Source organism: Streptomyces cucumeris (genome assembly GCF_024295805.1).
Lineage (GTDB): Bacteria > Actinomycetota > Actinomycetes > Streptomycetales > Streptomycetaceae > Streptomyces > Streptomyces cucumeris.
The window spans coordinates 22,836-47,082 of sequence record NZ_JANCLX010000022.1; the positions used below are offsets into that span (position 1 = coordinate 22,836).

Below are 24,247 nucleotides of genomic sequence, written 5' to 3' on the forward strand. Positions count from 1 at the left end.
GCCGCACCCGGTGTCCCGGTGGGGAGGCTTCGCCTTCATCTCGTACCGCCTGCACCTCTGGAATCCCAGGCTATGACACTCCACGGCGCCGTGGCTTCCGGAGAAATAGTGTGCCAAGCGATGATGGCTCCGGGTGCGTAACGGACCACCGAGCGTGGCGCCGGGTGCGGGCAACGGCTCTTCAGGGCTGAAACCGGCTGCTTGAGACCAGCGGCGGACCTTCGCCCGCGGATACCGGCCCGTGCTGCGCCGGATGGCGTGAGAACTCTCAACTCACCACTTCAATGAGACGCTTGAAGAGTTGTTTTTCCTGATGGGAGGGGCCATGGCCATGGACATCGGTGATGTGGAGCGCTATCTGCGTGACACCTTCGTGGGGATCAACGCCGTGGAGAACTCCGGGGACACGTTCGTCATGTACGACCCGGACGCCGACCTCCCGGCTCATCGCCAGTTCCCCTTCGTCACCCTCGTCACGGGCGACACCTACGACCAGGTGTCCGACCTGAACCGCACGGGCGCCTACCGGCTCAACATCGGGCTGCCGAAGGCCGCGTACACCGCGCGGTTCGGCGCCGCCCCCACCCGGCGTGCCGAGAACGGCGTCCTGGACACCGGATACGACTACGCGCGGCGGGATGCGCTCATGCCGCACCCGGTCTACGCGGCGCAGTACTGGATGTGCGTGGTGGAGCCGGGCGAGGCCACCTTCGAGGAGGTGAAACCGCTGCTGGCCGAGGCGCACGCGTTCGCCGCCCGCAAGTACCGCAACGAGCGGGCCCGCTCGTTGCGGTCACTGGTGGAGGAACACTTCCGGGCCTTCGTGGGCGAGGCCCACGGGCAGGAGCTGGAGGCGGCGCGTCTGCTCGCCCAGGACCGCGCGTACGAGGACGGCCGGTCCCGGGAGGAGCGGCTGCGGTGGGCGGCGGTGTCGCTGGAGGCGAGCCGGCGGCAGGCGACCGGCGGGCCCTCGCACCGGGCGCGGTCCCGCACCCAGGAATTCCTGCTCCGGATGTGGGTCATCGAGCGTCTCGGCCCCGATGACCGTGGTGGCGACTGGAACCCCGAGACCCTGGCGGGCGACACCCTCGACGCGCTCGAGCTGGGTCCGGCCGAGGCCAGCGCGCTGGCCGCGCACGGAACGGACCTCGGGATCGAGCGGATGAGGGAGCTGCGCCGGCACAAGAACATGACGGCCCATCTGGAGGAGCTGATCGGCCATATGCGGCCGGGACCGGTCCGGGACCGGCTCCGCGCCTGGGCGGCGGTGCGCCCGCTGCTGCCCTGATCCGCCCGGACCGGGGCAGCTCAGGTGGCGACGACGGCCGAATCGTCCTCCACCCGGGCTCCGGGCAGTTGATGGCGGGCCGCGATCAGTGCGGCGTCCACATCACGGGTGCCGGTGGAGACGCAGAGGGTGTAGGCGAGGTCGTCCATCCGCTGCCGTACATCGCTGCCGCCTTGTTCTGCGTGCAGCATCCGGAGGGTCTCGTACTGCCCGATGAGCCGGTGGAGCACGACGGGGTGGGCCATCAGCACGGAAGGGGTCCTTCCTGTCGACAGGGGTGGTGCGTTCGGTGCGGGGGCGGTGCGGGAGCCCGTGTGCCGGGCGCCGCCCTTCCTCGCCACGGCTCGCGTACCCCGGTGTGGAGCCGGTATGCCGGGCTGATCACCGAGCTGCTCATGACCGCGCCGGTTCCGGCCATCCGGCCTCGCCGCCCTTGACTGGTGATTATGCTCTGCACCATAGTTACTCACTGGTAGATACGGGAACGCCACGAAGGGACAGGGGCCGGCTGATGACGGAGCACGACGCGGACAACGCACCCGTGGTGACGGAGGAGTTGCGCGGCCATGTCCTGCTGATAGGACTGAACCGCCCGGACAAGCGCAACGCGTGCAACCTGGAGATGCTCCAGGCCTTGGCCCGCGCCTACCAGCGGCTCGAGGACGACCCCGAGGCATGGGTCGGTGTGCTGTTCGCCCACGGTGACCACTTCACCGCCGGACTGGACCTGGCGGACGTGGCGCCCCGGATCGCCGAAGGCGCCGAGTTCCTCACGGAGGGCGACGGGGTCGACCCGTGGGGACTGGTCGGCCGGGACCGCACCAAGCCGGTGGTCGCGGCCGTCCAGGGGCGCTGCCTCACCCTCGGGATCGAACTGCTGCTGGCGTCCGACATCCGTATCGCCGCCGCCGACACCCGCTTCTCCCAACTCGAGGTGCAGCGTGGCATCTACCCGTTCGGCGGGGCCACCATCCGCTTCCCCCAGGACGCCGGATGGGGCAACGCGATGCGCTGGCTGCTGACCGGGGACGAGTTCGACGCCGCGGAGGCACTGCGGATCGGACTGGTCCAGGAGGTCGTGGACCCCGGCACCCAGCGGGACCGCGCGGTGGAGCTGGCCGAGCACATCGCCCGCCGCGCCGCCCCGCTGGCCGTGCGAGCCACGCTGGCCTCGGCCCGCCGGGCCCGGGTCGAGGGCCATCGGCCCGCCGCCGAGCGGCTCACCCAGGGCGTGGCCGACCTGTTCCGCACCGAGGACGCCGCCGAGGGGGTCGCGTCCTTCCTGGAGCGCAGGCCGGCGGAGTTCCAGGGACGTTGACCGTGGGTGCCGCCGGGAGCCGTTCCCGGCGGCGCCTGTGGGTCCTGGCAAGGGCGGTCAGCGCACCAGCACCCCCGGGTTGAGCACACCGCGGGGGTCGAGGGCGCGTTTGGCCGCGTCGAGGGCGAGCGCGAACGGCTCGGGCCGCTGGCGGTCGTAGCCCGGGCGGTGGTCACGCCCGACTGCGTGGTGATGGGTGATGGTGGCGCCATGGGCATCCAGCACCTCGCAGGCCACCTGTTTGATGTCGTCCCACATCGCCACCTCCGAACCGGGGCGCCCCGCCGCGATCACCGTGATGTAGGGGGCGGGTCCGTCCGGATAGACGTGGGTGAACCGGCAGGTGATCCTGGCGGGTGTACCGGTGACCTTCGCCACCGCGGCACCGACCTCGCGGTGGATCGCCTCGTACAGCTCCGGCGCCCGGTCCCAGGTGCACGCGGTCTCGAACGTCTCCACGATCGCGCCCATCCGCGCCAGCCCGTCCCGGATGTAGGGCATCCGCAGGAAGGCCGACCGCCACGCCGCCACCGAGTCATCGGCGCCGCCCTCGCTCCGCCGGACGGTGCCGCCGTGCGCGCGGGCCGTCTCCAGGGCCGTCTCCAGAGGGCCGTCCACGGGGTGGTGCGCCGATTCGAAGCCGAGGACGAGCACACTGCGTCCGCCCTGATCCGCTCCGGACAGCTCGGCCTCCCCCGGATCCAGCAGCCGGCAGTTGGCCGGGTGCAGTCCGGACTGGGCCAACTGCCGTACGCATTCCATGGCGTGGCCGAAGTCCTCGAAGGTGACGGACGCGGACGCCTTGTGGCGCGGCGGGGCCTGGAGGCGCATCCACGCCTCGGTGATGACGCCGAGGGTGCCCTCGGAGCCGAGGAAGAGTCCGTCCGGCGAGGGGCCGGCGCCCGATCCCGGGAGCCGTCGTGAGGCGCTGATGCCGACGGGGGTGACCACCCGCAGCGACTCGGTGAAGTCGTCGATGCGGGTGTGCAGGGTGGCGTAGTGGCCACCGGCGCGGGTGGCCAGCCAGCCGCCGAGGGTGGAGAACTCGAAGCTCTGCGGATAGTGCCGCAGCGTCAGGTCATGGGCGCGCAGCTGCCCTTCGAGGACCGGCCCGAGGGCGCCCGCCTGGATGCGCGCCGCGCGGCTGACCGGGTCGACCTCCAGGACGCGGTTCATCCGGGTCAGATCCAGGGACAGTACGGCGGGGTGGTCCTCACCCCGGTACTCCACCCCGCCGACGACGGAGCTTCCGCCGCCGAAGGGGATGACCGCGATCCCTTCCCCGCAGGCCCAGTCGAGGAGGTCGACCACCTCCCCCTCCGCCTCGGGGAACGCCACCAGGTCGGGCGCCCGGCCCGGCCGGCCGCGCAGCGCCCGGACGACATCGCGGTACGCCTTGCCCATGGTGTGCGCCACGCGGTCGGCGGGGTCGGCGGACATGATCCCGGCGAGCGAGGCGGGGGCGGTGAGCCGGGGCGCGGGCGGTGCCGCATCGGCGAGGGCGGGCACCGGGAGCGGCACCGCCGAGGTGCCGGGCACCAGCGCACCGAGGTCCGCGCATTCGGCGTCGGTGAGGGCCTCCTGCTCCCAGCCCCAGCCCCACCACGATCTGGTCTTCATGGACGCGCCTCCCAGGAATTTACCCATCGGTATATTACCTCAAGGTAAGATCGAGCCCATGGCGAGCACAAGAGGGCGACCGGTACGGGGATCGACGGCGGAGGGCACGGGCCCCGCCAAGGCGGGTTCCAAGGGTGTGCCCCGGCACCGGCGGGAGGAGCAGATCCTCGCCGCCGCGATCGAGGAGTTCGGCACCCGTGGCTATGCACAGGTCTCGATGGCCGACCTCGCCGGTGTCATCGGGGTGACCAAACCCCTGCTCTACCAGTACTTCGGCTCCAAGGACGGTCTCTATCTGGCGGCCCTGCGGCGTATCGGCGACCGGCTGAGCACGGCCATCGCGGAGGCGATGGACGGTGCCACCACCTCCGACACCCCGGTGGCGGTGCTGCGCGCGGTCTTCGAGGCCCTGGAGGGGCAGCGCCAGGGGTGGTTCCTGCTGTACGACCCCACGCTTCCGGACACCGGGGAACCGGCGGAGACCGCGCACCGGTACCGCGCGGCCATCGACGGTATGGCGGCGCGCGGCACGGAGGACCTGCTGAACACCCGGGGCTTCGACGACCCCCGGGACGCGGCCGCCCTCAAGCACGTGTGGACCGGGGTGGTCGGCTCACTGGTGGTCTGGTGGACCCGCCACCCCGGTGAATCGGCCCGGGACATGGCCGAGCGGTGCGAGCGGCTGTTCCTGGCGGCGCTCGGCGCGGGCCGCGCGGCGGAGCGGGACTCCTAGAGTGCGTCCGCCGCGCCGTCCGCGGACCCCGGCAGCCGCACCCGGAAGACCGTGTGGCCCGGGTGGCTGACGAGGTCCACCCGGCCACCGTGGGCGGTGGTCACGGCATGGGTGATGGCCAGACCCAGACCGGTGCCGCCGCCGGTGCGGCTCCGCCCGTCACCGGCCCGTACGAAACGGTCGAAGACGGTGGCCTGCTGGGCGGGCGGCACACCGGGGCCGTCGTCCTCCACCATGAACTCCACCCCGTCGTCCCGGTACACCAGACGTACGGTCACGGTGGTGCCCGCCGGGGTGTGGGTGCGGGCGTTGGCCAGCAGATTGGTCAGCACCTGCTGGAGTCCGCGGCCGTCCCCGCTCACCACCACCGGTTCCTCGGGGAGTTCGAGCACCCAGCGGTGGTCCGGTCCGGCGGCGCGGGCGTCGCTGACCGCGTCCAGCACCAGCCGGGTCAGATCCACCGGTTCCGCGGCGAGCGGGCGTCCCGCGTCAAGACGGGCGAGCAGCAGCAGGTCATCGACCAGCTCGCCCATCCGCACCGATTCGCACCGGACCCGGTCCAGCGCCTGGCGCACCTTGTCCGGCATGGGATCGGGGTGGCGCAGGGCCAGTTCGGCATGGCCGCGGATGGAGGCCACCGGGGTGCGGAGCTCATGGCTGGCGTCCGCGGCGAACCGGCGCAGCCGTTCCTCGCTGGCGTGCCGACGGGCGAGGGCGTCCTCCACGTGCTGGAGCATCCGGTTGAACGCCGAGCCGACCTTGCCGACCTCGGTGCGCGGATCGGTGTCCGGCACCCGCTGGGTCACCGCCACCTCACCGCCCGCCAGCGGCAGCCGGGCCACTCCGGAGGCGGTGGCCGCCACCCGGCGCAGCGGGCGCAGCGAGAGCCGGACGCCCACCGCGCCGGCGACTCCGGTGGCCAGCAGGGCCGCCCCGAACACCACGCCCTCGACCAGGCGCAGCCGCTCGACGGTCTCCTCGACCGGCTCCAGCGGCAGTCCGGTGATTAGCACATCCCCCTTGCCGTGGGCCGCCATCACCCGGTACTCGCGCAGGGAGGACAGGGTGACGCTGTGGCCGCGCCCGTCCACCGGCACGTCGGCCAGGGTGCGCCGGTCGGCGTCGCTGAGCCGTACGGAGGTCTCGGTGCGGTCGCCGACGACGGCGGCCTGGGTCACCGTTCCGTTCAGGACACAGGCGCCGAAGGTGCCCGAGGCCTGGCCGCGGGTGTCCGGACCGGCGGGGTCCGCGGGGTCGGTGGAGCCGGAGCGGCCGGCACCGGAACGGTCCTGGGTGACATCGCTCCGCGCCGCCACCGGGACGGGGTTCAGACTGGCGGGGAAGTGGCCGCCCACCGCGTTGAGCTGCTGGTCCAGGCGTTGCAGCAGAAACCCCTCGAGGGCGGCGGAGGTGGCGATCCCGACCGCGACGCACGCCACCGCCAGCAGCGCCACCACCCCCGCGGTGAGCCGGGCGCGCAGACTGCGCGGGACCAGGGCGGAGGGGACTCTCATCGCGGGTCCGGTCCGTGTTCGGGGCGGACGTCGGACCGGGGATCCGGTTTGAGGACGTAGCCGACCCCGCGCACGGTGTGGATCAGCGGACTGCGACCGGCGTCGATCTTCTTGCGCAGATAGCTGATGTAGAGCTCGACCACATGTGCCTGGCCGCCGAAGTCATAGCTCCACACCCGGTCGAGGATCTGGGCCTTGCTGAGCACCCGCCGGGGATTGCGCAGCAGGAACCGCAGCAGCTCGAACTCGGTGGGCGTCAGGTCCACCACCTGTCCGCCGCGCGAGACCTCGCAGGCGTCCTCGTCCATCACCAGGTCCCCGAAGGTCAGCAGTTGCGCGGAGTGCGTCGCGCGGGCCATCCCCGCCCGGCGCAGCAGCCCGCGCAGCCGGGCGAGCACCTCCTCGAGGCTGAAGGGTTTGGTCACGTAGTCGTCGCCGCCCGCGGTGATCCCGGCGATGCGGTCCTCCACCGCGTCCCGCGCGGTGAGGAACAGCACACAGACCCCGGGCGACTCGGCGCGCAGCCGCCGCAGCACCTGGAGGCCGTCGATGTCGGGGAGCATCACATCGAGCACCACCGCGTCGGGACGGAAGTCACGGGCGGCGGTGAGCGCGTCCTCGCCGCTGCCCGCGGTGCGCACCTGCCAGCCCTCGTAGCGCAGCACATCGGACAGGATGCCGGCCAGATCGGGTTCGTCGTCCACGACCAGCACCCGCACCGGGGTGCCGTCGGTGCGGTGCAGTCCGGCCGGTGCCGCCGCGGGGGTGTCGAGATTCTCCATGGTGCCCGCAGTCTCCCGTGCCAACCTCTGTGTTTCCTCTGAATCCGGCGTCCCGAGCATGCCAGGGCCCGTTCTCAGAGGAAACCCAGAGGAACGGTTGCCACGGTGTCCGCCACCGGTGGTGCCGCGGTCCGCAGCCGCGCCCCACCGGTGTCGTGTCCGCCCGTGGAGGGAGATCACCGTGACCGCCATCGAGCACACCGGCTGCAGCCGCCGGCTGCCGCGTTCCGCACCGCCCCCGGTCAGCCGCGGGCTGCCCCCGGCCGTGGTGCTGACCCTGATCCACGCGGGGGCCGCCGCCGTTCTCGTCCTGTGGTGGCGCAACACCCCCGCGGTCGTCGGACTGGACGGCTGGCTGACCGGTGCGGGGCGGCTCACCGGACTGCTGGCCGGTTACGCGTGTGCCGTGCTGCTCGCGCTGATGGCGCGGATACCGGCGCTGGACCGGGGGGTGGGCAGCGACCGGCTGGCACGGTGGCATGCGATGGGCGGCCGGTACACGGTCTTCCTGGCCCTGGCGCACACCATGCTGATCATCTGGGGCTATGCGGTGGTGTCCCGCACGGACGTGATCGACCAGACCACCACCCTGGTGTTCCACTACGAGGACATGCTGATGGCCACGGCCGGGATGGTGCTGCTGGTGGCCACCGGGGTGGTATCCGCCCGTGCCGCGCGCCGCCGGCTGAGCTATGAGACCTGGCACTACCTGCACTTCTGCACCTATCTCGCGGTCTTCCTCGCCTTCTTCCACCAGTTGTCCAACGGTTCGGACTTCCTCGGCTCATCGGCGGCGCGCACCGCCTGGTACGCCCTCTACCTCGGGGTGGCCGCCCTGCTGCTGTGGTTCCGCTTCATCACCCCGGTCCGGCGGGCGCTGCGCCACCGGCTGCGGGTGGCCGAGATCCATCCGGAGGCCCCGGGTGTGGTGTCGGTGTACCTCACCGGTGAGCGGCTCGGTGCGCTGGGCGCGCGGCCCGGCCAGTTCTTCCGCTGGCGCTTCCTGGCGCGGGGCATGTGGTGGACGGCCAATCCCTTCTCGCTCTCCGCGCCGCCCGACTCCCGCCACTTGCGCATCACGGTCAAGGAGGCCGGCGGCCATTCCCGCGCGGTGGCCCGGCTGCGGCCCGGCACCCGGGTGTGGGCGGAGGGCCCCTACGGAGGGTTCACGGCCGCCCGGGCCCGCGGTGAGCGGACCCTGCTCCTGGCAGGCGGGGTGGGCATCACCCCGCTGCGCACCCTGTTCGAGACGCTGCCCGGCGAGGTGGTGCTCGTGTACTTCGCCCGCAGTCCCGAACATCTCGCGCTGCGCCGTGAGCTCGATGACATCGCCGCCGCGCGCGGTGCCCGGGTGCACTACGCCGTCGGCGCGCCCGGTGGCCAGGCGCCGCCGCTGACGACGGAGGCGCTGACCGCGCTGGTGCCCGGGCTGGCCTCCCACGACGCCTTCGTGTGCGGACCGCCGGGGATGACGGCGGCGGCCGTGCGGGCCCTGCGGGGCGCCGGGGTGCCCCGGCGCCGTATCCACCACGAGTCGTTCGCCTTCTGACCCCCGCCGCCCCACCCGCCGTACCCGTACCCGAAGTCGAGGAGCCACTGCCATGAAGCGTCCCGTCCTGGTCACCGCCACCACCGTGCTGGGGCTGTTCCTGGTGCTGTACGCGAAGCCGCACCAGGAACCCGATCGGCCCGCCCCCGCCGCCGCGCCCTCGTCGCGCCCGTCCGCCGACGGCTCCGCCGACACCTCCACCGGCGCGTCACCGGACGCGGTGTCCGGCCGCTTCACCGGTGATGTCGTCGAGACCCGGCGGGGCCCGGTGCAGGTCCGGATCACCCTGGCGAAGTCCAGGCTCACCGAGGTGGACGTCCTGGAAGGCGTCCATGACGAGGGCCCCAGCGCGGGGGCCGTCCCGCAGCTCACCCAGCGGGCGCTGGACGCCCAGAGCGCGGACATCGACGCCGTCTCGGGGGCCACCTACACCAGCCAGGGCTATATCTCCTCCCTGCAGAGCGCCCTGGACCGGGCCGATGTCTGAACGCCACCGGCTGTGCCACACCGAGGAGGTCATGGGGACGGTGTTCTCCTTCGACATCCGTGACCCGGCCACATCCGCGATCGAGAGCGCCCTCGGTGACGCCGTGTGCTGGCTGCACCGGGTGGACGCGATCTTCTCCACGTACCGGCCCGGCAGCCAGATCAGCCGGCTGGCGAGAGGGGAGTTGACGGTCGCGGAGTGCGATGCCGAGGTGGCCGAGGTGCTGCGGCTGTGCCGCGGTGCCGGTCACCGCAGCGGCGGGGCGTTCACCGCGTCCCCGGGCGGGCGGCTCGATCCGTCGGGGATGGTGAAGGGGTGGGCGACCGAGCGCGCCTCCCGGATGCTGTACGCGGCCGGGTCCCGCCACCATCTGGTCAACGGCGGCGGTGACATCCAGGCGCGCGGCGGTTCCGCACCCGGCCGCCCCTGGCGGTGCGGGATCGCCGACCCGTGGCGCGGTGGTGAGGTGGCGGCCGTGGTGTCGGGCCGGGACTTGGCCGTCGCCACCTCCGGTACCGCCGAACGCGGTCACCACATCCTCGACCCCGCGACCGGCGCACCGCCCACCGCCCTGGTCTCGATCACCCTGGTCGGTCGTCATCTGACCGAGGTGGACGCCCTGGCCACCGCCGCGTTCGTCAAGGGGGAGCGGGCCCGTGACTGGGTGGCGTCCCTGCCGGGTGTCGAGGCGTTCGCGCTGACCGCGGACGGCCGCACCTGGTGGACACCGGGGTTCGCCGCGCTGGGCGGGACTGTCAACGACCGGGCGGGGGCGGCTCGGTGAGCCGCCGGATCTCCTCGGCGTCGTAACCGAGCGCGGAGAGCACCTCGTGGTTGTGCTCACCGAGCAGCGGTGGCGCGGTGCGCACCGGCGGCCGTACACCGCGGTAGCTCACCGGGAACCCCACCTGGTCCAGTGTCCCGACGACGGGGTGCGCCACCTGCTGGACGATGCCGAGCGCGGCGGTCTGCTCGGAGCCGTAGACCTCGTCGAGCGTCCGGATCGGGGTGACGGGGACACCGCCCGCCTTGAGGGTGGCGCACCAGTGCTCCACGGTCCGGCCGCGCAGGGTCGTCTCCAGCGCGGCGTTGAGCTCGGCGCGGTGGACCACCCGGTCCCGGTTGGTGCTGAACCGGGGGTCGTCCCCGAGGTCGGGGCGGTTGATCAGGGCGCAGAGGCGTTGCCACAGCGCGTCGTTGCCGACCGCGATGACGAAGTGGCCGTCCGACGCCGGATACGCCTGGTAGGGGACCAGGCTCGGATGCCCCGAACCCAGCCGGGTCGGGGTCTGTCCGGTGGCGAAGTAACTGGTGGCCCAGTTGATGTGCAGGGCGAGCTGGGATTCGTACAGCGAGGTGGTGAGGTACTGGCCGTGGCCGGTCCGGGCGCGTTCGACGAGGGCCGAGGCCACTCCGATGGTGCCGAAGAGCGCGGCCCCCAGGTCGCCCATCGCGTATCCGGCCTTGACCGGTGGGCCCTGTGGTTCACCGGTCAGGGACATCAGTCCGGCGGCGGCCTGCGCGACCATGTCGTAGCCCGGTTCGGAGCGCAGCGGGCCGGTCTCGCCGAACGCGGAGATATGCAGGACCACCAGCCGCGGATGGGCCTCGCTGAGCCGGTCGTAGCGGAACTCCTCCTGGAGGCTGCTCCCGGGGCGGAAGTTCTCCACGACGACATCGGCGTCGGCGATCAGCCGGTGGGCCGCCTCCTGCCCGGCCGGGGACTTCAGATCGAGCGTCACCGAGCGTTTGCCGCGGTTGGCGGCCAGGTAGTACGCCGCGTCGGGACCGTTGAAGGGCGGGCCCCACCGCCGGGTGGGATCGCCGCCGTCCGGGTGCTCGACCTTGATGACATCGGCGCCGAGATCGGCCAGCGACATGGTCACATACGGTCCGGCCAGGATCTTGGACAGGTCGACCACGCGGATTCCCGCGAGCGGGGCCGCGCCATGGGGTGCGGGGCTGGTCATGGGCCACCTTCGGTACGCGTCGGACACGGGCTGTCGGGTGCGGCAAGGGTACGAGCCCGGCGGCCCGTACGGCCTCCCTCCCGCCCCGTCGGCGCCATTTGCGGAACGTGTCCGAACGGGCACCCTCCGTGCTCCCTTTCGGCGCGTGGGCGAAGGGCGCAGACTGGATCGGGAGGCCCCCTCTTCGAGGGCGACCGGGTCACTGCGTTTCACGAGCGCGGAGGGATGACCGGTGCCAGCAGACCGGCAGAGCGACGAGGCGGGGCGAGGGCCGCTCTGGTCGGAGCCGGGCACCCTGCTGGAGCGGGTGGCGGTGGCCGTCTTCGCGGTGGATGAGTCCGACCGCGTCTGCTACTGGGGGCCGGGCGCGCAGGACCTCTTCGGCTACCGCTCCCAGGAGGCGCTGTCGCAGCCCGGCGAGATGCTCTTCACCGGTCCGTCCGACGGGGTGGCCGGATCGTGGACCCGGCTGGTGGAGCGGGGGCGTACCCAGGGCTACTGGCGCGGCCGGGTGCGCGCCCGCCACCGGGACGGCAGTGACCTCGACGCGGCGTTCCGGGTCTTCCCGGTGGCCGGTGTGGGCGGCCGGACGGTGGTGCTCGCCCTGGGCAGCAGAGGCGATGAACTGGACCGGGTGAAGACCAACCTGGCCTTCCTCGACGTGCTCTTCCAGAGCTGCCCCATCGGTCTGGTGATGTTCGACGAGGACCTGCGCTACGCCCACGTCAACCAGACCCTCGCCGACATGGACGGACTCCCCGTCGAAGCCCATCTGGGGCGCCATGTCGACGAGGTCGTGATCGCCTCGGACAACGGCGAGTACGCGGCCATGCTGAGCGCCGTGGCCGAGGTGGGACGGCCGATCGTGGGCACCCTGGTGGGAGTGCGCACCAAGGGGCACCCGGACACCGACCAGGTGTGGTCGGTGTCCCTCTTCCCGCTCTCGCGCCCCGGCGGCATCCGTTTCTTCGGGGTGGGCGGGGTGATGGTCGATGTGACCGACCGGGAACAGGCCCTGGTCGAGGCGTCCGCCGCCCGGCAGCGGCTGGCCCTGCTGGACCGGGCGGCCGCCCGGATCGGCACCACCCTGGACACCAGGATCACCGGGCAGGAGGTCGTCGACGTCACCGTCCCGGACTTCTGCGACGGCGCGGTGGTGGAGGTGATGCGATCCCCGGAGGAAGGGCTGGACTTCGACCCGGACCGGCCCCTGGTCACCCGGCGGATCGCCGCCGAGACCATCCTGCCGCCGCCCGCCACCGAACTGGTCGGCGGGCTCGATGTGGTGACGTATCCGACCGGGTCGATCATCCACGAGGTGCTGCGGACGGGACGGCCGACGCTGGCCCGGGTGGACGACGACTTCCTGAACCGCACCGTGCTCACCGAGGAGCGGGCCCGGCTGCTGCACGACAGCGGTCTGTCCAGTCTGCTCTTCGCGCCCCTCATCGCCCGCAAGACCGTCCAGGGCATCGCCGTCTTCGGGCGGTCCTCGTCCCGGCCGGGCTTCACCGAGCAGGACCGCGGCCTGGCCGGGGAACTGGCCTCCCGGGCCGCGCTGTGCCTGGACAACGCCCGGCTGTACAACCAGGAGCGGGACATCGCGCTCCGGCTCCAGCGCGCGCTGCTGCCCAACTCCCTGGCGAACAGCCCGTATGTGCACATCGCCCACCGCTATCTGCCCGGCGGGCGCATCACCGAGGTGGGCGGCGACTGGTACGACGTGATCGGGCTGCCCGCCCACCGCGTCGCCCTGGTGGTGGGCGACGTCATGGGCCACGGGATCCCCGCCGCCACCGCCATGGGGCGATTGCGCATCACCGCCAGCGCACTGGCGCGCCACGATCCCGAACCCAGTGAACTCCTCGCCGAACTCGACCAGTTCGCCCGGGAGTCCAACATCGAACTGGCCACCTGTCTGTACGCCGTCTACGACCCCACCACCGGACATCTGCGCCTCGCCAGCGCAGGACACCCACCGCCCCTGGTGCTGCGCCCGGACCACCGGGTCGACCTGCTGGACGAAGTGCTGGGCGTGCCGCTGGGCATCGGCGGCTGCCGGTTCCGCACCGCCGACGCCGAACTGCCCGAGGACTCGGTCTTCGTGCTGTACACCGACGGGCTGATCGAGGGCCGCACCCATGACGTGGGGAAGGGGCTCGACGCGCTCCGCTCCCAGGTGCACCTGGCCCCCGACGGGCTGGAGGCCGCCGCCGACCGCATCCTGGACCATATGGTGCCCGGGGACCCGGCCGACGACACCGTCCTGGTCCTGGCCCGGGTGCACCGGACACCCCGGCGCGCGGACCCGGTCGCCCGGCGCTGGTCGCGCTTCCGGACCCCGCACCGCATGTCGCACCGCACCTCGCACTGAGCGCGGCTGCGGTACAGTGACAGCGTCCTGTTGTCTCCGATAGAGGTGGACGTTGCGCATCTGAGGTCCGCGATCACCGCGCGGTACGGCACCCGCCGTACGCCCGTCACCCCGCGGCCGGTTTCTCCGGCCCCGTGACCCTCCGCGTGGATCCGACCTCGGTGCCCCAGCCGTCCCTCGTCCTTCGCAGGGCAGCCCCTTCCCATGGCTCGGCCGCCGCGTGGTGCTCGCACACCAAGCCCCCTTTCCGCGCTGACGACTGCGAGAACCACATGGCCCACACCACCGTGCCCGGCACCTCCGTGACCTGCTCCGCACTGAGCTTCCAGTGGCCCGACGGCACCCCGGTCTTCGACGGACTCTCCCTGACCATCGGCCGCGGCCGCACCGGCCTGGTCGGCACCAACGGCACCGGCAAATCCACCCTGCTGAGGCTGCTCGCCGGGCGGCTGCGACCCGCCCGGGGGACGGTGACCGTCGGCGGCACCCTGGCCCACCTCCCGCAGAACCTCACCCTCGACACCACACTCCGCGTCGACCAGGCCCTCGGTATCGCCCGGCGCCGCGCCGCGCTGCGCGCCATCGAGGCCGGGGAGGTGGACGAGGCGCACTTCGAGGCCCTCGGCGACGACTGGGACGTCGAGGAACGCGCCCTCGCCACCCTGGGCTCCCTTGGGCTCGACGGCATCGGACTCGACCGTGCCGTCGGCGAGATGTCCGGCGGGGAGACCGTCCTGCTGCGCCTGGCCGCGCTGCTGCTGGAGCGCCCCGATGTGCTGCTGCTCGACGAACCCACCAACAACCTCGACCTGTTCGCGCGTCGCCGCCTCTACGAGGCCGTGGACTCCTGGCGCTCCGGGGTGCTGGTCGTGGTCAGCCACGACCGCGAACTGCTGGAGCGGGTGGACCGGGTGGCCGAACTCCGCTCCGGCGCGGTGAGCTGGTACGGCGGTGGCTGGTCCGCCTACCAGGAGGCCGTGGCCACCCAGCAGGAGGCGGCCGCCCGCACCCTGCGTGCCGCCGAGGCCGACGTCCGCCGCCAGAAGCGCGAACTGGAGGAGACCCACATCAAAGTGGCCCGCCGTCAGCGCCAGAGCAAGAAACTGGACGCCCAGCGCAGGGCACCGAGGATCGTCGCCGGAGAACGCAAACGGTCCGCCCAGGAGTCCGGCGACAAGCTCCGCGGACTCCACGAGGGCCGGCTCGAGGAGGCGCGTGAACGCCGGGAGGAGGCCGCGGACGCCATCCGCGACGACGCCGAGATCCGGGTGTCCCTGCCGCACACCGCCGTACCCGCGGGGCGCACCGTGCTGAGCCTGGACGGACTGCGCCTCCGCCACGGCAGGCTGCGCGAGGGCACCCTGAAGGTGCACGGTCCCGAACGCATCGCGCTGGTCGGCCGCAACGGAGCGGGCAAGACCACCCTGCTGCGCACCCTGACCGGCGAACTCGCCCCGCTGTCCGGCGAGGCCAGGGCATGGGTGCCGCTGCGCTTCCTGCCCCAGCGCCTCGATGTGCTGGACGGAGAACTGAGCGTGGCGGCCAATGTGGCCCGGACCGCACCCGGGGTGACGGACCAGCACATCCGCGCGCAGCTCGCGCGGTTCCTGTTCAAGGGGGCGCGGGCGGAACAGCGGGCGGCCACCCTCTCCGGAGGGGAGCGCTTCCGCGCCGCCCTCGCGGCGACCATGCTCGCCGCCCCGGCCCCCCAGTTGCTGATGCTGGACGAACCCACCAACAACCTGGACACGGCCAGTGTCCGCCAGCTGACCGGCGCGCTCGACTCCTTTCAGGGCGCCCTGCTCATCGCCTCGCACGACCTGCCGTTTCTGCGCTCGGTCGGCATCACCCGCTGGCTGCTCCTCGGGGAGGAACTCCAGGAGACCAGCGCCGAGGAGGTGGAGGAACTGCTCGCGGCGCCGGATGCCGTCTAGCCCCGCCGGACGGCCACCACGGCGGCATCGTCGCCGAGGTGGCCGTCGATGTGCGCGATGAGGTCCTCGCGCAGCCGGCGCACCACCGCGTCGGGACGGCGCTGGGTCCAGCCGGCGGCCCGTTCGGCCAGCGGGTAGAAGACGCCCTCGGCGTCGCGGGCCTCGACCACCCCGTCGGTGTAGAGCAGCAGTTGCTCACCGCGCTCGAAGGGGAACGTCTCGGCCTGGTAGTCGGACGTCCCGTTGAGTCCGCCCAGCCCCAGCGGCAGGTGGTGGGCGCCGGGGTGGAGCGCGCTGACACCGTCCCGGCCGAGCCGCAGGGCCGGGGGATGGCCGCAGCTGATGACGTGGACGACCGGCTCCTCGTCGGGGATGTCCAGCAGCATGGCGGTGGCGAAGGACTCCTCGGTGTCCGCGTCGTCCCGGGCCCGCCACTGCGCGCTGTCCCAGCGCATCGCGCCGTCCAGATGGACGGCGAGGTTGCGCAGGGTGGCCTGGCGGTGGGCGGCCGCGCGGAAGGCGCCCAGCAGCAGCGCGGCGTGGCTGATCGCGGCCAGTCCCTTGCCCCGGACGTCCGCGATCAGCAGCCGGGTGCTGTGCGCGGTGCGGGCCGCCGCGTACAGATCGCCGCCCATCTCGGCCTCCGCCTCCGCGGGCAGATAGAGGTGCGCGATCTCCAGCGGGCCGCTGCGGTTCGGCAGCGGGCGCAGCAGGACGTGCTGGGCGGCCTCCGCCACCGAGGTCATCCGGTGCAGTTTCCGCTCCCGGCGGTCCCGGACCAGGCAGAACCCCACGAGCAGGGTGGACACCAGGAGCAGCGCGCCGATCTGCGCCTGGATGTTGGCGGTGTCGAGCACTCCCCGCTCCACCCCGATCGCCACCTGGGTGGCCACCGCGAGGGCCCCGATCAGGGCGGTCAGCCGGGCACCGGCGAAGGCCACGGTGATCGCGGGTGCCGCGACCAGCAGCGGTCCGAGGTGGATATGGGACGGCGACAGGATGTCCACCACGAACACCACGGCGATCAGCCCGAGCGGCAGCACCACCGTCGTACAGCCCGGCTGCCAGCAACGGCGGAGGGAGGTCAGCGGCCGGAGGGGCATGACTCCAGCATGCCCGCCCGGCCCGCACCGCGTCGCAGGGCCCGGCGACCGGGACCGTCAGCGCACCGGGAAGGTGAACCAGTGCAGCCCCACGAAGGGCGGGCGGCCGGTGGCGTCCGAGGAGAACCGGAGGTAGACGGTGTGCACCCCCGTGGTGCGGGTGATGTTCGTCGGGACTGTGCGCCAGGCGGTCCGGCCGCCGGTGGTGTCCACCGTGAAGGTGCCGATGGGGGAGCTGGAGGGGGTGTCGAGGTGGACGGCGACCAGCCCGCTCACCCCGTTCGCGGCGTCGGAGGCGACCCGGGCCCGGAACTGGCTCGACCCGTCGCCGAAGTCCACGTCGTCGTAGCGCAGATACGCGCCGTCGGCCAGCTCGGCGACCTGGCGGCCGCCTCCTCCGGAGCCGGTGTCCCCGGTGGCCGGGCCGACCTCCGCGTCGCCCAGGGAAGCCGCGTCGAAGGTGTCCGCCGCGATGACCGAGGTGGCGGAGACGGTGTCCGGCACGGGCCGGGCGGGGGCCGTGGTGTGCCGGGCGCGGGTCGCCGGGGCGGTGGGTGCGGACGTGGCGGAGCCGTCGGACGGCCCGGATGTCGGGGTGGTGCCCCGGGCGGGCTCCGAGGGGGACACCCCGCCGGTGGCGGGCGGGGTGAGGGGCGCGGGGGTGTCCCGCCGCGCACCGGAGTCCGTGGTGGTGCCGGGGGACACCAGCAGTACGGCGACCGTGGCCACCACGGCGGAAGTCGTCAGCGTCGCGGCCAGCGCCCGCGTCACGGGGATCCGCCGGGTGGACACCCCGGTACCGGGACCGTCCGTGCCCCGCGGGGTGTCCGGGCCGGCCGGGGGAGTGGCGGGGCCACCGCCGTCCCCGTCCCCGGCCCCGGCCCCGGCCCCGGGGGCGTCGGCGAGGCGCACGGTGGCCGGCCGGGCGGACGGAACGCCTGTGGCGGCTTCGGTGGCCTCCTGTCCGCCGGGGGCCGGACGGGAGGCGAGATAGGCGAGCCCGCCCCACGGCAGCAGACCTTCGGCGAGCACCTGCGCCGGGCGCTCGCCCAGCCCGACCAGCACGTTCAGCACCCGGGAACACTGGGAGCAGCGGGCCAGATGGCCTTCCAGATCGCCGCTGCGGTGCACTCCGGCGCGGCGCGCTGCCGCGTCCAGCAGACCGCAGAACCGCCCGCAGTCGTCCTCCGCGGCCTGGGCCGCGTACGCCCAGAAGTACGCGTCGCGGTAGGACCGCAGCGCGCGCTTGCGCAGGGAGGGCAGCCGTTCCGGCTCCACCCCCAGCAGCAGTGCCGTCGGTGCGCCGGTCTCCCCGTCGACGGCCGTGTGCCAGAGAACGGCCTGGGTGCGGCCCGGGAGGTTGCGGAAACCGCGCAGCATCAGCGACCGGTTCTCCAGCAGCCGTGCGGTGGGTGCCGGGTCGGACAGGGCCGCGAGGGAGGTGTCCAGCCAGGCCGCGAAGTCCGGTGCCACATCGGTGCGGCGACGGGTGGCGGCCCAGGCGGCGGCCGTGCGGTAGCCGAGGATCAGCAGGTGGTGGCGCCATGCCTCGCGCGGCTCCCGGGAGGTCCGCACGGTGTGCCGGGCCTGTTCGAAGACCTCGTCGGCCAGTTCCTCGGCCGTGAGGCGGTCGCGGCAGCAGATGCGGGCGTAGGACCGGACGGCGGCGAGGTGGCGGCGCCGGAACTCCTCGGCCGCCTCCTCCGCCGCCGGTGCGGGGGAGGGCGGGTCGTCGGGTGTGTCGGTGGTGTCCTCTAAGGGGCGGCCACCGGCGATCAGCCGTATGAGATCGGTGTCGGACCGGGGACTGCCGGTGGGGCGTACCGATGGTTCACAAGCGTCGAGCTGCGACACGTCTCCGACTCCCTCGTCCGGGCGGGCCCGATTCCCCGGTGTACCGCACTCCGGGCCGCGCTGGCCTGGGGAAGTTAGCAGAGCGGATCGGTGGTCAAAAAGACTTCGGAACAGGCTTACGGCGCACGCGAGTTGGCGCGCGCCCCCTTGTGCGCCGTAGGTCTGGACCACGCGGCGAACCGTGGTGGTGTCCGGTGCCGGTGCCGGGCGGTGTCAGTAGCCGCGGCGCACGTTGTCGGCGGTGGCGGCGTCGCGCCGCTCCGCCCGGCGCTGCCGTTCCACGGCCAGCTCGCCCAGCGCGTCGTCCACGGCCGTGAGCACGGTGGCCGTCGCCACGTCGTCCACCCGTGTCACGGTGGGCGAGCCGGGTCCGGCCGGGTCGTCGATCCCGACCGCCGCGGCGAGTGTCGCGAGGACGGGTTCGTCCGAGCGCAGCCGGTGCTCCGCGCGACGGCGGGCGGTGGAGTCGACGAGCACCAGCTCGTCGGTGTGGAAGACCACCCATCGGCGGTGCCGCTCCCGGACCGCGTCCCCGTCCGCCTCCAGCGTGCCCAGATACGCCTCCGGCAGCCCGCGGCCCCTGCGCCACAGCCATTCGCCGACCGGTTCGTACGGCGGTTCCCGGGTGAGGGAGGCGGCGGCCTGGTCCAGCATCCGGTCCGCCAGGGGCAGTGGCGGGCCCGGCACGATGCGCTCGCCGTCCAGCCCGATGGCCCGGGCGTCCAGGAGATCGATGGCCTCGGCGCCCGCCAGCGCGAGCGACAGGTCGCCGCGGTCGACGGACCGGCTGGACGCCATGTCCATGGCCATGATCAGCAGATCCCGTGGTGTGGTCATGGACGGCTCCCCGGCACCGGCCGCCCACCGCGGGGGGCGGCCGGACGGACGGTGGCGTGCGGACGCTCGGCCATGTGTCCAGCGTGCGACCGTGGCCGTGGCCGCGCAAACCACGGGCCGGAGGCGGGCGCGCCCGTTTCCCCGCCGGCGCCGGTCAGACCAGGGCTTCCACCTCGAGGAAGCGCCGGCCGCGCGGCCCGCGGTACTCCAGCGCCTCCCAGCCCAGCCGCCCCAGGACCGCGGCGCACTCCCGCAGCGCCTCCTGCGCGGCGTACCCGGCGCCGCTGCCGGACGGGCCCAGCCACTCGACCCGCACCACCCCGGACCGGTCCGCCGCGCACACCCGGTAGCCGGTCGTGACGCGGTGGCCGCCGGCGTCCACCGCCGAGGGACGCACACCGGCGGCCTCCAGGGCGAGCGACACCGCGCGCACCGGCTGGTGCCGCTCCCACGCGGCGGGCAGCGCTCCGGGGTCGGCGGAACCGGAGTTCATCAACCGCCGGATCTGCAGCAGCCCTTCGAACGCGGTCCGTACCGCGGCTTCCCGGCCGTCCTCGTCCCGGGCCCGTCCGTCGCCGGTGGCCACCTCGAAACCGTCGGACGGACGGCCGCTGTCGTCCACGCCTCCCACCCCGTCATCCTGTCAGACGCGCGCCCCGTGGCCGAGGGCCGTGACCGGAGTCCGAGGAGCGCATCTCCGGGGCGCCATCGGCTGATTACCGATGGAACAGACGGATGTGGCCGTTATGCCCTCGGGGACTCCTGAATGTCGCTACTGTGAGCCGCATGGATGCCGGGAACGAGCACCCCGACGACGAATGGCCGCTCCCTCCTTCCTGGATGTGGGGCTGCGGGGAGTGCATCGAGCTGTACAAGGCGATGAAGCTGGCTCCCGAGGTCGTGGAGGCGGCGCTGGAGGAATTCGGGCCGGGGGTGGACTGCGATCCCAGCGACAGTGTGGTGACCACCCAGATCCGGCTGGCCCGGCATATCGCCGTGGAGCACGAGGAATTCCTCCCCGACGCCGACGAGTCGTGTGAGAAGTGCATGTCCGACCTGCGACGGCGCCTTCCGGAGCTGCTGGTCCTCGAGCACCGGGCGCGCCATGTCTTCGCGCCACCACGTATCGTCGGCCTGCTCTGACACCGTGGAGCGGTGCGGTGACCCGCTGATGGGGCGTCATCGGCGGTGGACCCGGGCGACACGTCCACCGCCGTACCTCCGTACCGGCCGCGCATAGGGAACAGTGGAGCCGCGGTGCCGCGGGGCGAGAGCCCCGGGGTGCCGTGGTCCAGGGCCCTTGTGCGCGGAAGGAGGCGCCGCCGTGCGGGACGGGGACATCCACGGGGACATCGTCATCGTGGGCGCGGGCGCGGCCGGGCTCTCGCTCGCGTACCGGCTGTGCGCGCAACCATGGAACGCGCCTTCGCCCCAGGTCACCCTGGTCGACGCCCCGCCCGGTCCGCTGCGCCCGCCCGAGCGCACCTGGTGCTACTGGGAGCCGCCCGGCGGTGAGTTCGACGAGGTGCTCACCGCGTCCTGGGAGCGGCTCCGGGTGCGTGGCCCCGGTGGCGAGACGGTGCAGGGACGGCCGGCCGGACTGCGCTACAAGATGCTCCGATCCGGTGACTTCGAGGCGTTCGTGGCCCGGCGCACCGGGCGGTGTCCCGGATTCCGGCGGGTGGCGGCCGCCGTGCACACCGTCACCGACGCACCGGGCGGCGCCGAGGTACGGGGGACGGGCCCCGCGGGAGAGCCCGTCGTACTGCGGGCCCGCTGGGCGTTCGACTCCCGGCCGCCCCGGCCGCTGCCACCGGCCCGCACCACACTCCTCCAGCACTTCCGCGGCTGGTTCATCCGGACCCCGCTGCCCCGCTTCGACCCGGCGGTGGCGGACCTCATGGACTTCCGCACCCCACAGCCGCCGCGCGGACTGTCCTTCGGCTACATCCTGCCGTTCGGCCCGTGCGAAGCGCTCGTGGAGTACACCGAGTTCTCCCCTGCCGTCCTCGGCGACACCGGGTACGACCGCGCCCTCACCCACTACGCACGGCAGGTGCTCGGCCTGGACCGCTTCGAGGTGACCGCCGTCGAGCAGGGGGTCATCCCGATGACCGACGCACGCTTCCCCCGGCGGACCGGCGCCGCGGTGTTCCGCATCGGCACCGCCGGCGGCGCCACCCGTCCGTCCACCGGCTACACCTTCGCCACCGTGCAACGGCAGAGCCGGGCGGCCGCGGAGGCGTGGCGGCGCGGGCGGCCCCCGGTGCCGCCCCGGCCCCACCGCCCGCGGGCGCGGGCGATGGACGCGGTACTGCTGCGGGCCCTGGCGGCCGGTCGGGTGGACGGCGCGGCGTTCTTCACCGGACTGTTCCGGCAGGTGCCGATGGAACGGCTGCTGCGCTTCCTCGACGGACGCACCCGGGCGGCCGAGGACTTCGCCATCGGGCTGCGCACCCCCGTGCCCGCCATGCTGCGCACCGTCGCCGAACTGCCCTGGCTGCGACGCCACACCCCGGCCCCCGTGGAGGCGGTATGACACCACATCGCACACCGGCCCTGCTGCGCGACGCGGAACTGGCCGCCGCTTTCGACCGCGCGGCATCCGGCTACGACCGGCTGATCGCCCTCAACCCCGGCTACCACGGCCATCTGCGCCGCTCCGCCCGGCGCCTGGGACTGCCCGCGCACGGCGCCGGGCTGCGGCTGCTCGACCTCGGCTGCGGTACCGGGGCCTCCACCGCCGCACTGCTCAAGGCCGCGCCCGAGGCGGAGATCGTGGCCGTGGACGCCTCGGTGGGCATGCTGGAGCGGGCCACCGCCAAGCGCTGGCCGTCCCGGGTCCGCTTCGTGCACACCCCTGCCGAGCGGCTCTCCGCCACCTGGGGCGCGGGGTCGTTCGACGCGGTCTTCGCCGCCTATCTGTTCCGCAACGTCACCGACCCGGACACGCTGCTCGGCACCGTCCGGGCGCTGCTCGTGCCCCACGGCCGGCTGGCGGTGCACGACTACCTGCTCAGCGGCAACCCCCTGCACCGGGCGGTGTGGACCGCGGTGTGCCGCGCCATCGTCCAGCCCGCCGGAACCCTCACCGGGGACCGGGCCCTCTACCGCCACCTCCGCCGCAGCGTCGCGGAGTTCGACACCGCGGACGCCTTCCGCGAACGGATGCGGCGGGCCGGCTTCGACCAGGTCAGGGTGGTGCCGATGCCCGGCTGGCAGACCGGGGTGGTGCACACCGTCGTGGGCGGCGCGGCCACCGGCGTACCCGGCCACCGGACCACCTGGTGACCGCCGTGGGACGGCGCTGCGCGGTCGACGGCGCCGTACCGCGCCGGGGCCGCGACCGCCGCGCCCGGGTGCTGCCGCCGCCGGCGGGACGGCCCCGGATCACCGGGGACGCACCGAGCGTGGCGGTGGCCGGTGGCGGTGTCGCCGGACTCGCCGCCGCCACCTGCCTGGCCGAACGCGGTGTCCACGTCACCCTGTACGAGCGGGAGGCACACCTCGGCGGACGGCTCGCGGGCTGGCCGGTACGGCTGGACGACGGCTCACAGGTCACCATGAGCCGCGGCTTCCACGCCTTCTTCCGGCAGTACTACAACCTCCGCGGACTGCTGCGGCGGACCGACCCCGGACTGCGGACGCTCACCGGACTGCCGGACTACCCACTGCGGCACAGCCGGGGCACGTACGACAGCTTCGCCCGGGTGCCCCGCACCCCGCCGCTGAGCGCCCTGGGTTTCGTGGCGCTGAGCCCCAGCTTCGGTGTGCGGGACCTGCTGCGGATGCGTCCGGCCGCCGCGCTGCCCCTCTTGGACGTCCGGGTGCCGGAGGTGTACGAGCGGCTGGACGGCATCAGCGCACGGGACTTCCTCACCCGGATCCGCTTCCCCGAGGCCGCGCGGCATCTGGCGTTCGAAGTGTTCTCGCGCAGTTTCTTCGCCGACCCGGGCGAACTCTCCGCCGCCGAGCTGGCGTTGATGTTCCACATCTACTTCCTCGGCTCCGCGGAGGGACTGCTCTTCGACGTGCCCCGGGAGCCGTTCCCGCAGGCCTTGTGGGAACCGCTGGGCCGCTATCTGACCGGCCACGGCGCACGGCTGCGGACGGGGAGCCCGGTGGAGCGCCTGGAGCCGGAACCGGGCGGCGGGGTACGGCTCACCGCGGACGGCGCCACCCGGCGCCATGACGCGGCCGTGCTGGCACTGGACACCGACGGGCTGCGCCGGGTGGTGGCGGACTCACCGCGGCTGGGCACCGGACGGTGGCGGGCCGGGATCGAACGGCTGCGCACGGCGCCGCCGTTCCTGGTGTCCCGGCTGTGGCTGGACCGTCCGGTGCGCGCCGACCGCCCCGGTTTCCTCGGCACCAGTGGCTACGGCGCGCTGGACAACGTCAGCGTGCTGGAGCGCTGGGAGGGCGAGGCGGCCCGGTGGGCCGCCCGCACCGGCGGTTCGGTGGTCGAACTGCATGCCTACGCCGTCGCCCCGGACCTCGACCGCGAGGCCGGACAGGAGGCGTTGATCGCCCAGTTGCACCAGGTCTACCCGGAGACGCGGGAGGCACGGATCATTGCGCGGTGCCATGAGTGGCGGGCGGACTGCCCGCTGTTCCCGGTCGGCGGGTTCGGCGGCCGTCCCACGGTGCGCACCCCCGATCCCTCCGTCGTGCTGGCGGGCGATCTGGTGCGCACCGCCCTGCCGGTGGCGCTGATGGAACGCGCGGCGACCACCGGTTTCCTCGCCGCGAACGCCCTGCTGGAGCGGTGGGGCGTCCGGGGACAGACGCTGTGGACGGTGCCGCCGAAGGGCCGTTCGGCGGCGCTGCGCGCGCTGGCCGGGCTGGGCGGCGGCTGACGGGCGGCGACTGATGGGCGGCGAC

Annotated in this window: 20 protein-coding genes and 2 pseudogenes; 13 read left to right on the forward strand and 9 right to left on the reverse strand. The window is 73.4% G+C overall.

Features of this window, described 5'->3' with window-relative positions:
- The first annotated feature begins 325 nt into the window (after positions 1 to 325).
- Positions 326 to 1,288, forward strand: a complete 963-nt coding sequence (locus NMK44_RS27545) for a DUF6194 family protein (protein ID WP_254747968.1) — start codon at positions 326 to 328, stop codon at positions 1,286 to 1,288.
- Positions 1,289 to 1,308: 20 nt separating this feature from the next.
- Here NMK44_RS27545 and NMK44_RS27550 read toward each other — a convergent pair whose 3' ends face one another.
- Positions 1,309 to 1,539: a DUF5133 domain-containing protein gene (locus tag NMK44_RS27550; RefSeq protein WP_254747970.1), complete on the reverse strand. Its 231-nt coding sequence runs from the start codon at positions 1,537 to 1,539 to the stop codon at positions 1,309 to 1,311.
- Positions 1,540 to 1,799: 260 nt separating this feature from the next.
- On the opposite strand from NMK44_RS27550, the gene NMK44_RS27555 reads away from it, so the two are divergent.
- Positions 1,800 to 2,606 carry a crotonase/enoyl-CoA hydratase family protein gene (locus NMK44_RS27555; RefSeq protein WP_254747972.1) on the forward strand — a complete coding sequence of 269 codons (807 nt, stop codon included), beginning with the start codon at positions 1,800 to 1,802 and terminating at the stop codon, positions 2,604 to 2,606.
- A 57-nt stretch (positions 2,607 to 2,663) separates the two neighbouring features.
- Here the strand turns inward: NMK44_RS27555 and NMK44_RS27560 are convergent, their stop codons facing one another.
- Positions 2,664 to 4,226: an FAD-binding oxidoreductase gene (locus tag NMK44_RS27560; RefSeq protein ID WP_308358582.1), complete on the reverse strand. Its 1,563-nt coding sequence runs from the start codon at positions 4,224 to 4,226 to the stop codon at positions 2,664 to 2,666.
- A gap of 58 nt (positions 4,227 to 4,284) precedes the next feature.
- Between NMK44_RS27560 and NMK44_RS27565 the strand changes: the two genes are divergently transcribed.
- Positions 4,285 to 4,959, forward strand: coding sequence for a TetR/AcrR family transcriptional regulator (locus NMK44_RS27565; protein ID WP_254747975.1), 675 nt, complete (start codon positions 4,285 to 4,287; stop codon positions 4,957 to 4,959).
- Here NMK44_RS27565 and NMK44_RS27570 read toward each other — a convergent pair.
- Together NMK44_RS27570 and NMK44_RS27575 are read right to left on the reverse strand one after the other, a co-directional pair.
- Positions 4,956 to 6,473 carry a sensor histidine kinase gene (locus NMK44_RS27570; protein ID WP_254747977.1) on the reverse strand — a complete coding sequence of 506 codons (1,518 nt, stop codon included), beginning with the start codon at positions 6,471 to 6,473 and terminating at the stop codon, positions 4,956 to 4,958. The genes NMK44_RS27565 and NMK44_RS27570 overlap by 4 nt on opposite strands.
- Positions 6,470 to 7,255, reverse strand: coding sequence for a response regulator transcription factor (locus NMK44_RS27575; protein WP_302888715.1), 786 nt, complete (start codon positions 7,253 to 7,255; stop codon positions 6,470 to 6,472). Before NMK44_RS27575 ends, NMK44_RS27570 begins: the two co-directional genes overlap by 4 nt.
- A gap of 181 nt (positions 7,256 to 7,436) precedes the next feature.
- On the opposite strand from NMK44_RS27575, the gene NMK44_RS27580 reads away from it, so the two are divergent.
- Genes NMK44_RS27580 through NMK44_RS27590 form a run of 3 tightly spaced genes read left to right on the forward strand, consistent with a single transcriptional unit; the run spans position 7,437 to position 10,075 of the window.
- Entirely contained in the window at positions 7,437 to 8,804 is a 1,368-nt protein-coding gene (locus NMK44_RS27580; RefSeq protein ID WP_374215351.1) for a ferredoxin reductase family protein, read from the forward strand.
- Positions 8,805 to 8,856: 52 nt separating this feature from the next.
- Positions 8,857 to 9,291 (forward strand): FMN-binding protein, encoded by a 435-nt coding sequence (locus NMK44_RS27585; RefSeq protein ID WP_254747978.1) that lies wholly within the window; start codon positions 8,857 to 8,859, stop codon positions 9,289 to 9,291.
- Complete coding sequence (locus tag NMK44_RS27590; RefSeq protein WP_254747979.1) at positions 9,284 to 10,075, forward strand: FAD:protein FMN transferase; 792 nt, start codon at positions 9,284 to 9,286, stop codon at positions 10,073 to 10,075. Before NMK44_RS27585 ends, NMK44_RS27590 begins: the two co-directional genes overlap by 8 nt.
- Here NMK44_RS27590 and NMK44_RS27595 read toward each other — a convergent pair.
- Positions 10,047 to 11,261 carry a CaiB/BaiF CoA transferase family protein gene (locus tag NMK44_RS27595; RefSeq protein WP_254747981.1) on the reverse strand — a complete coding sequence of 405 codons (1,215 nt, stop codon included), beginning with the start codon at positions 11,259 to 11,261 and terminating at the stop codon, positions 10,047 to 10,049. The two genes, NMK44_RS27590 and NMK44_RS27595, sit on opposite strands and share 29 nt — an antisense overlap.
- A 232-nt stretch (positions 11,262 to 11,493) precedes the next feature.
- Between NMK44_RS27595 and NMK44_RS27600 the strand changes: the two genes are divergently transcribed.
- The 3 genes and pseudogenes from NMK44_RS27600 to NMK44_RS42910 all read left to right on the forward strand — a co-directional run.
- Positions 11,494 to 13,635, forward strand: a complete 2,142-nt coding sequence (locus NMK44_RS27600; protein WP_254747983.1) for a SpoIIE family protein phosphatase — start codon at positions 11,494 to 11,496, stop codon at positions 13,633 to 13,635.
- A gap of 272 nt (positions 13,636 to 13,907) precedes the next feature.
- Positions 13,908 to 14,519: pseudogene (locus tag NMK44_RS42905) on the forward strand (ATP-binding cassette domain-containing protein); the annotation flags it as partial.
- Between the two features lie 483 nt (positions 14,520 to 15,002).
- Positions 15,003 to 15,384, forward strand: a pseudogene (locus NMK44_RS42910) (ATP-binding cassette domain-containing protein); the annotation flags it as partial.
- Positions 15,385 to 15,565: 181 nt separating this feature from the next.
- On the opposite strand, the gene NMK44_RS27610 reads toward NMK44_RS42910, so the two are convergent.
- The 4 genes from NMK44_RS27610 to NMK44_RS27625 form a co-directional block, all read right to left on the reverse strand.
- Positions 15,566 to 16,672 (reverse strand): PP2C family protein-serine/threonine phosphatase, encoded by a 1,107-nt coding sequence (locus NMK44_RS27610; RefSeq protein ID WP_254747987.1) that lies wholly within the window; start codon positions 16,670 to 16,672, stop codon positions 15,566 to 15,568.
- Between the two features lie 57 nt (positions 16,673 to 16,729).
- A complete protein-coding gene (locus tag NMK44_RS27615) occupies positions 16,730 to 18,526 on the reverse strand; it encodes a carbohydrate-binding protein (protein ID WP_254747989.1) in 1,797 nt (598 codons plus the stop codon).
- Between the two features lie 213 nt (positions 18,527 to 18,739).
- Positions 18,740 to 19,363, reverse strand: coding sequence for a GOLPH3/VPS74 family protein (locus tag NMK44_RS27620; RefSeq protein WP_254747991.1), 624 nt, complete (start codon positions 19,361 to 19,363; stop codon positions 18,740 to 18,742).
- Between the two features lie 154 nt (positions 19,364 to 19,517).
- Complete coding sequence (locus tag NMK44_RS27625; RefSeq protein ID WP_254747992.1) at positions 19,518 to 19,994, reverse strand: hypothetical protein; 477 nt, start codon at positions 19,992 to 19,994, stop codon at positions 19,518 to 19,520.
- A 155-nt stretch (positions 19,995 to 20,149) separates the two neighbouring features.
- On the opposite strand from NMK44_RS27625, the gene NMK44_RS27630 reads away from it, so the two are divergent.
- From NMK44_RS27630 to NMK44_RS27645, 4 genes are all read left to right on the forward strand, one after another.
- The gene (locus tag NMK44_RS27630; protein WP_254747994.1) at positions 20,150 to 20,506 is read left to right on the forward strand and encodes a hypothetical protein; all 357 of its coding nucleotides are present in this window, start codon (positions 20,150 to 20,152) and stop codon (positions 20,504 to 20,506) included.
- 181 nt (positions 20,507 to 20,687) lie between these two features.
- Complete coding sequence (locus NMK44_RS27635) at positions 20,688 to 21,902, forward strand: lycopene cyclase family protein (protein WP_254747996.1); 1,215 nt, start codon at positions 20,688 to 20,690, stop codon at positions 21,900 to 21,902.
- Entirely contained in the window at positions 21,899 to 22,654 is a 756-nt protein-coding gene (locus NMK44_RS27640) for a class I SAM-dependent methyltransferase (RefSeq protein WP_254747998.1), read from the forward strand. The genes NMK44_RS27635 and NMK44_RS27640 overlap by 4 nt, the downstream gene beginning before the upstream one ends.
- Complete coding sequence (locus tag NMK44_RS27645; protein WP_254748000.1) at positions 22,651 to 24,222, forward strand: FAD-dependent oxidoreductase; 1,572 nt, start codon at positions 22,651 to 22,653, stop codon at positions 24,220 to 24,222. Before NMK44_RS27640 ends, NMK44_RS27645 begins: the two co-directional genes overlap by 4 nt.
- The last annotated feature ends 25 nt before the right edge of the window (positions 24,223 to 24,247 follow it).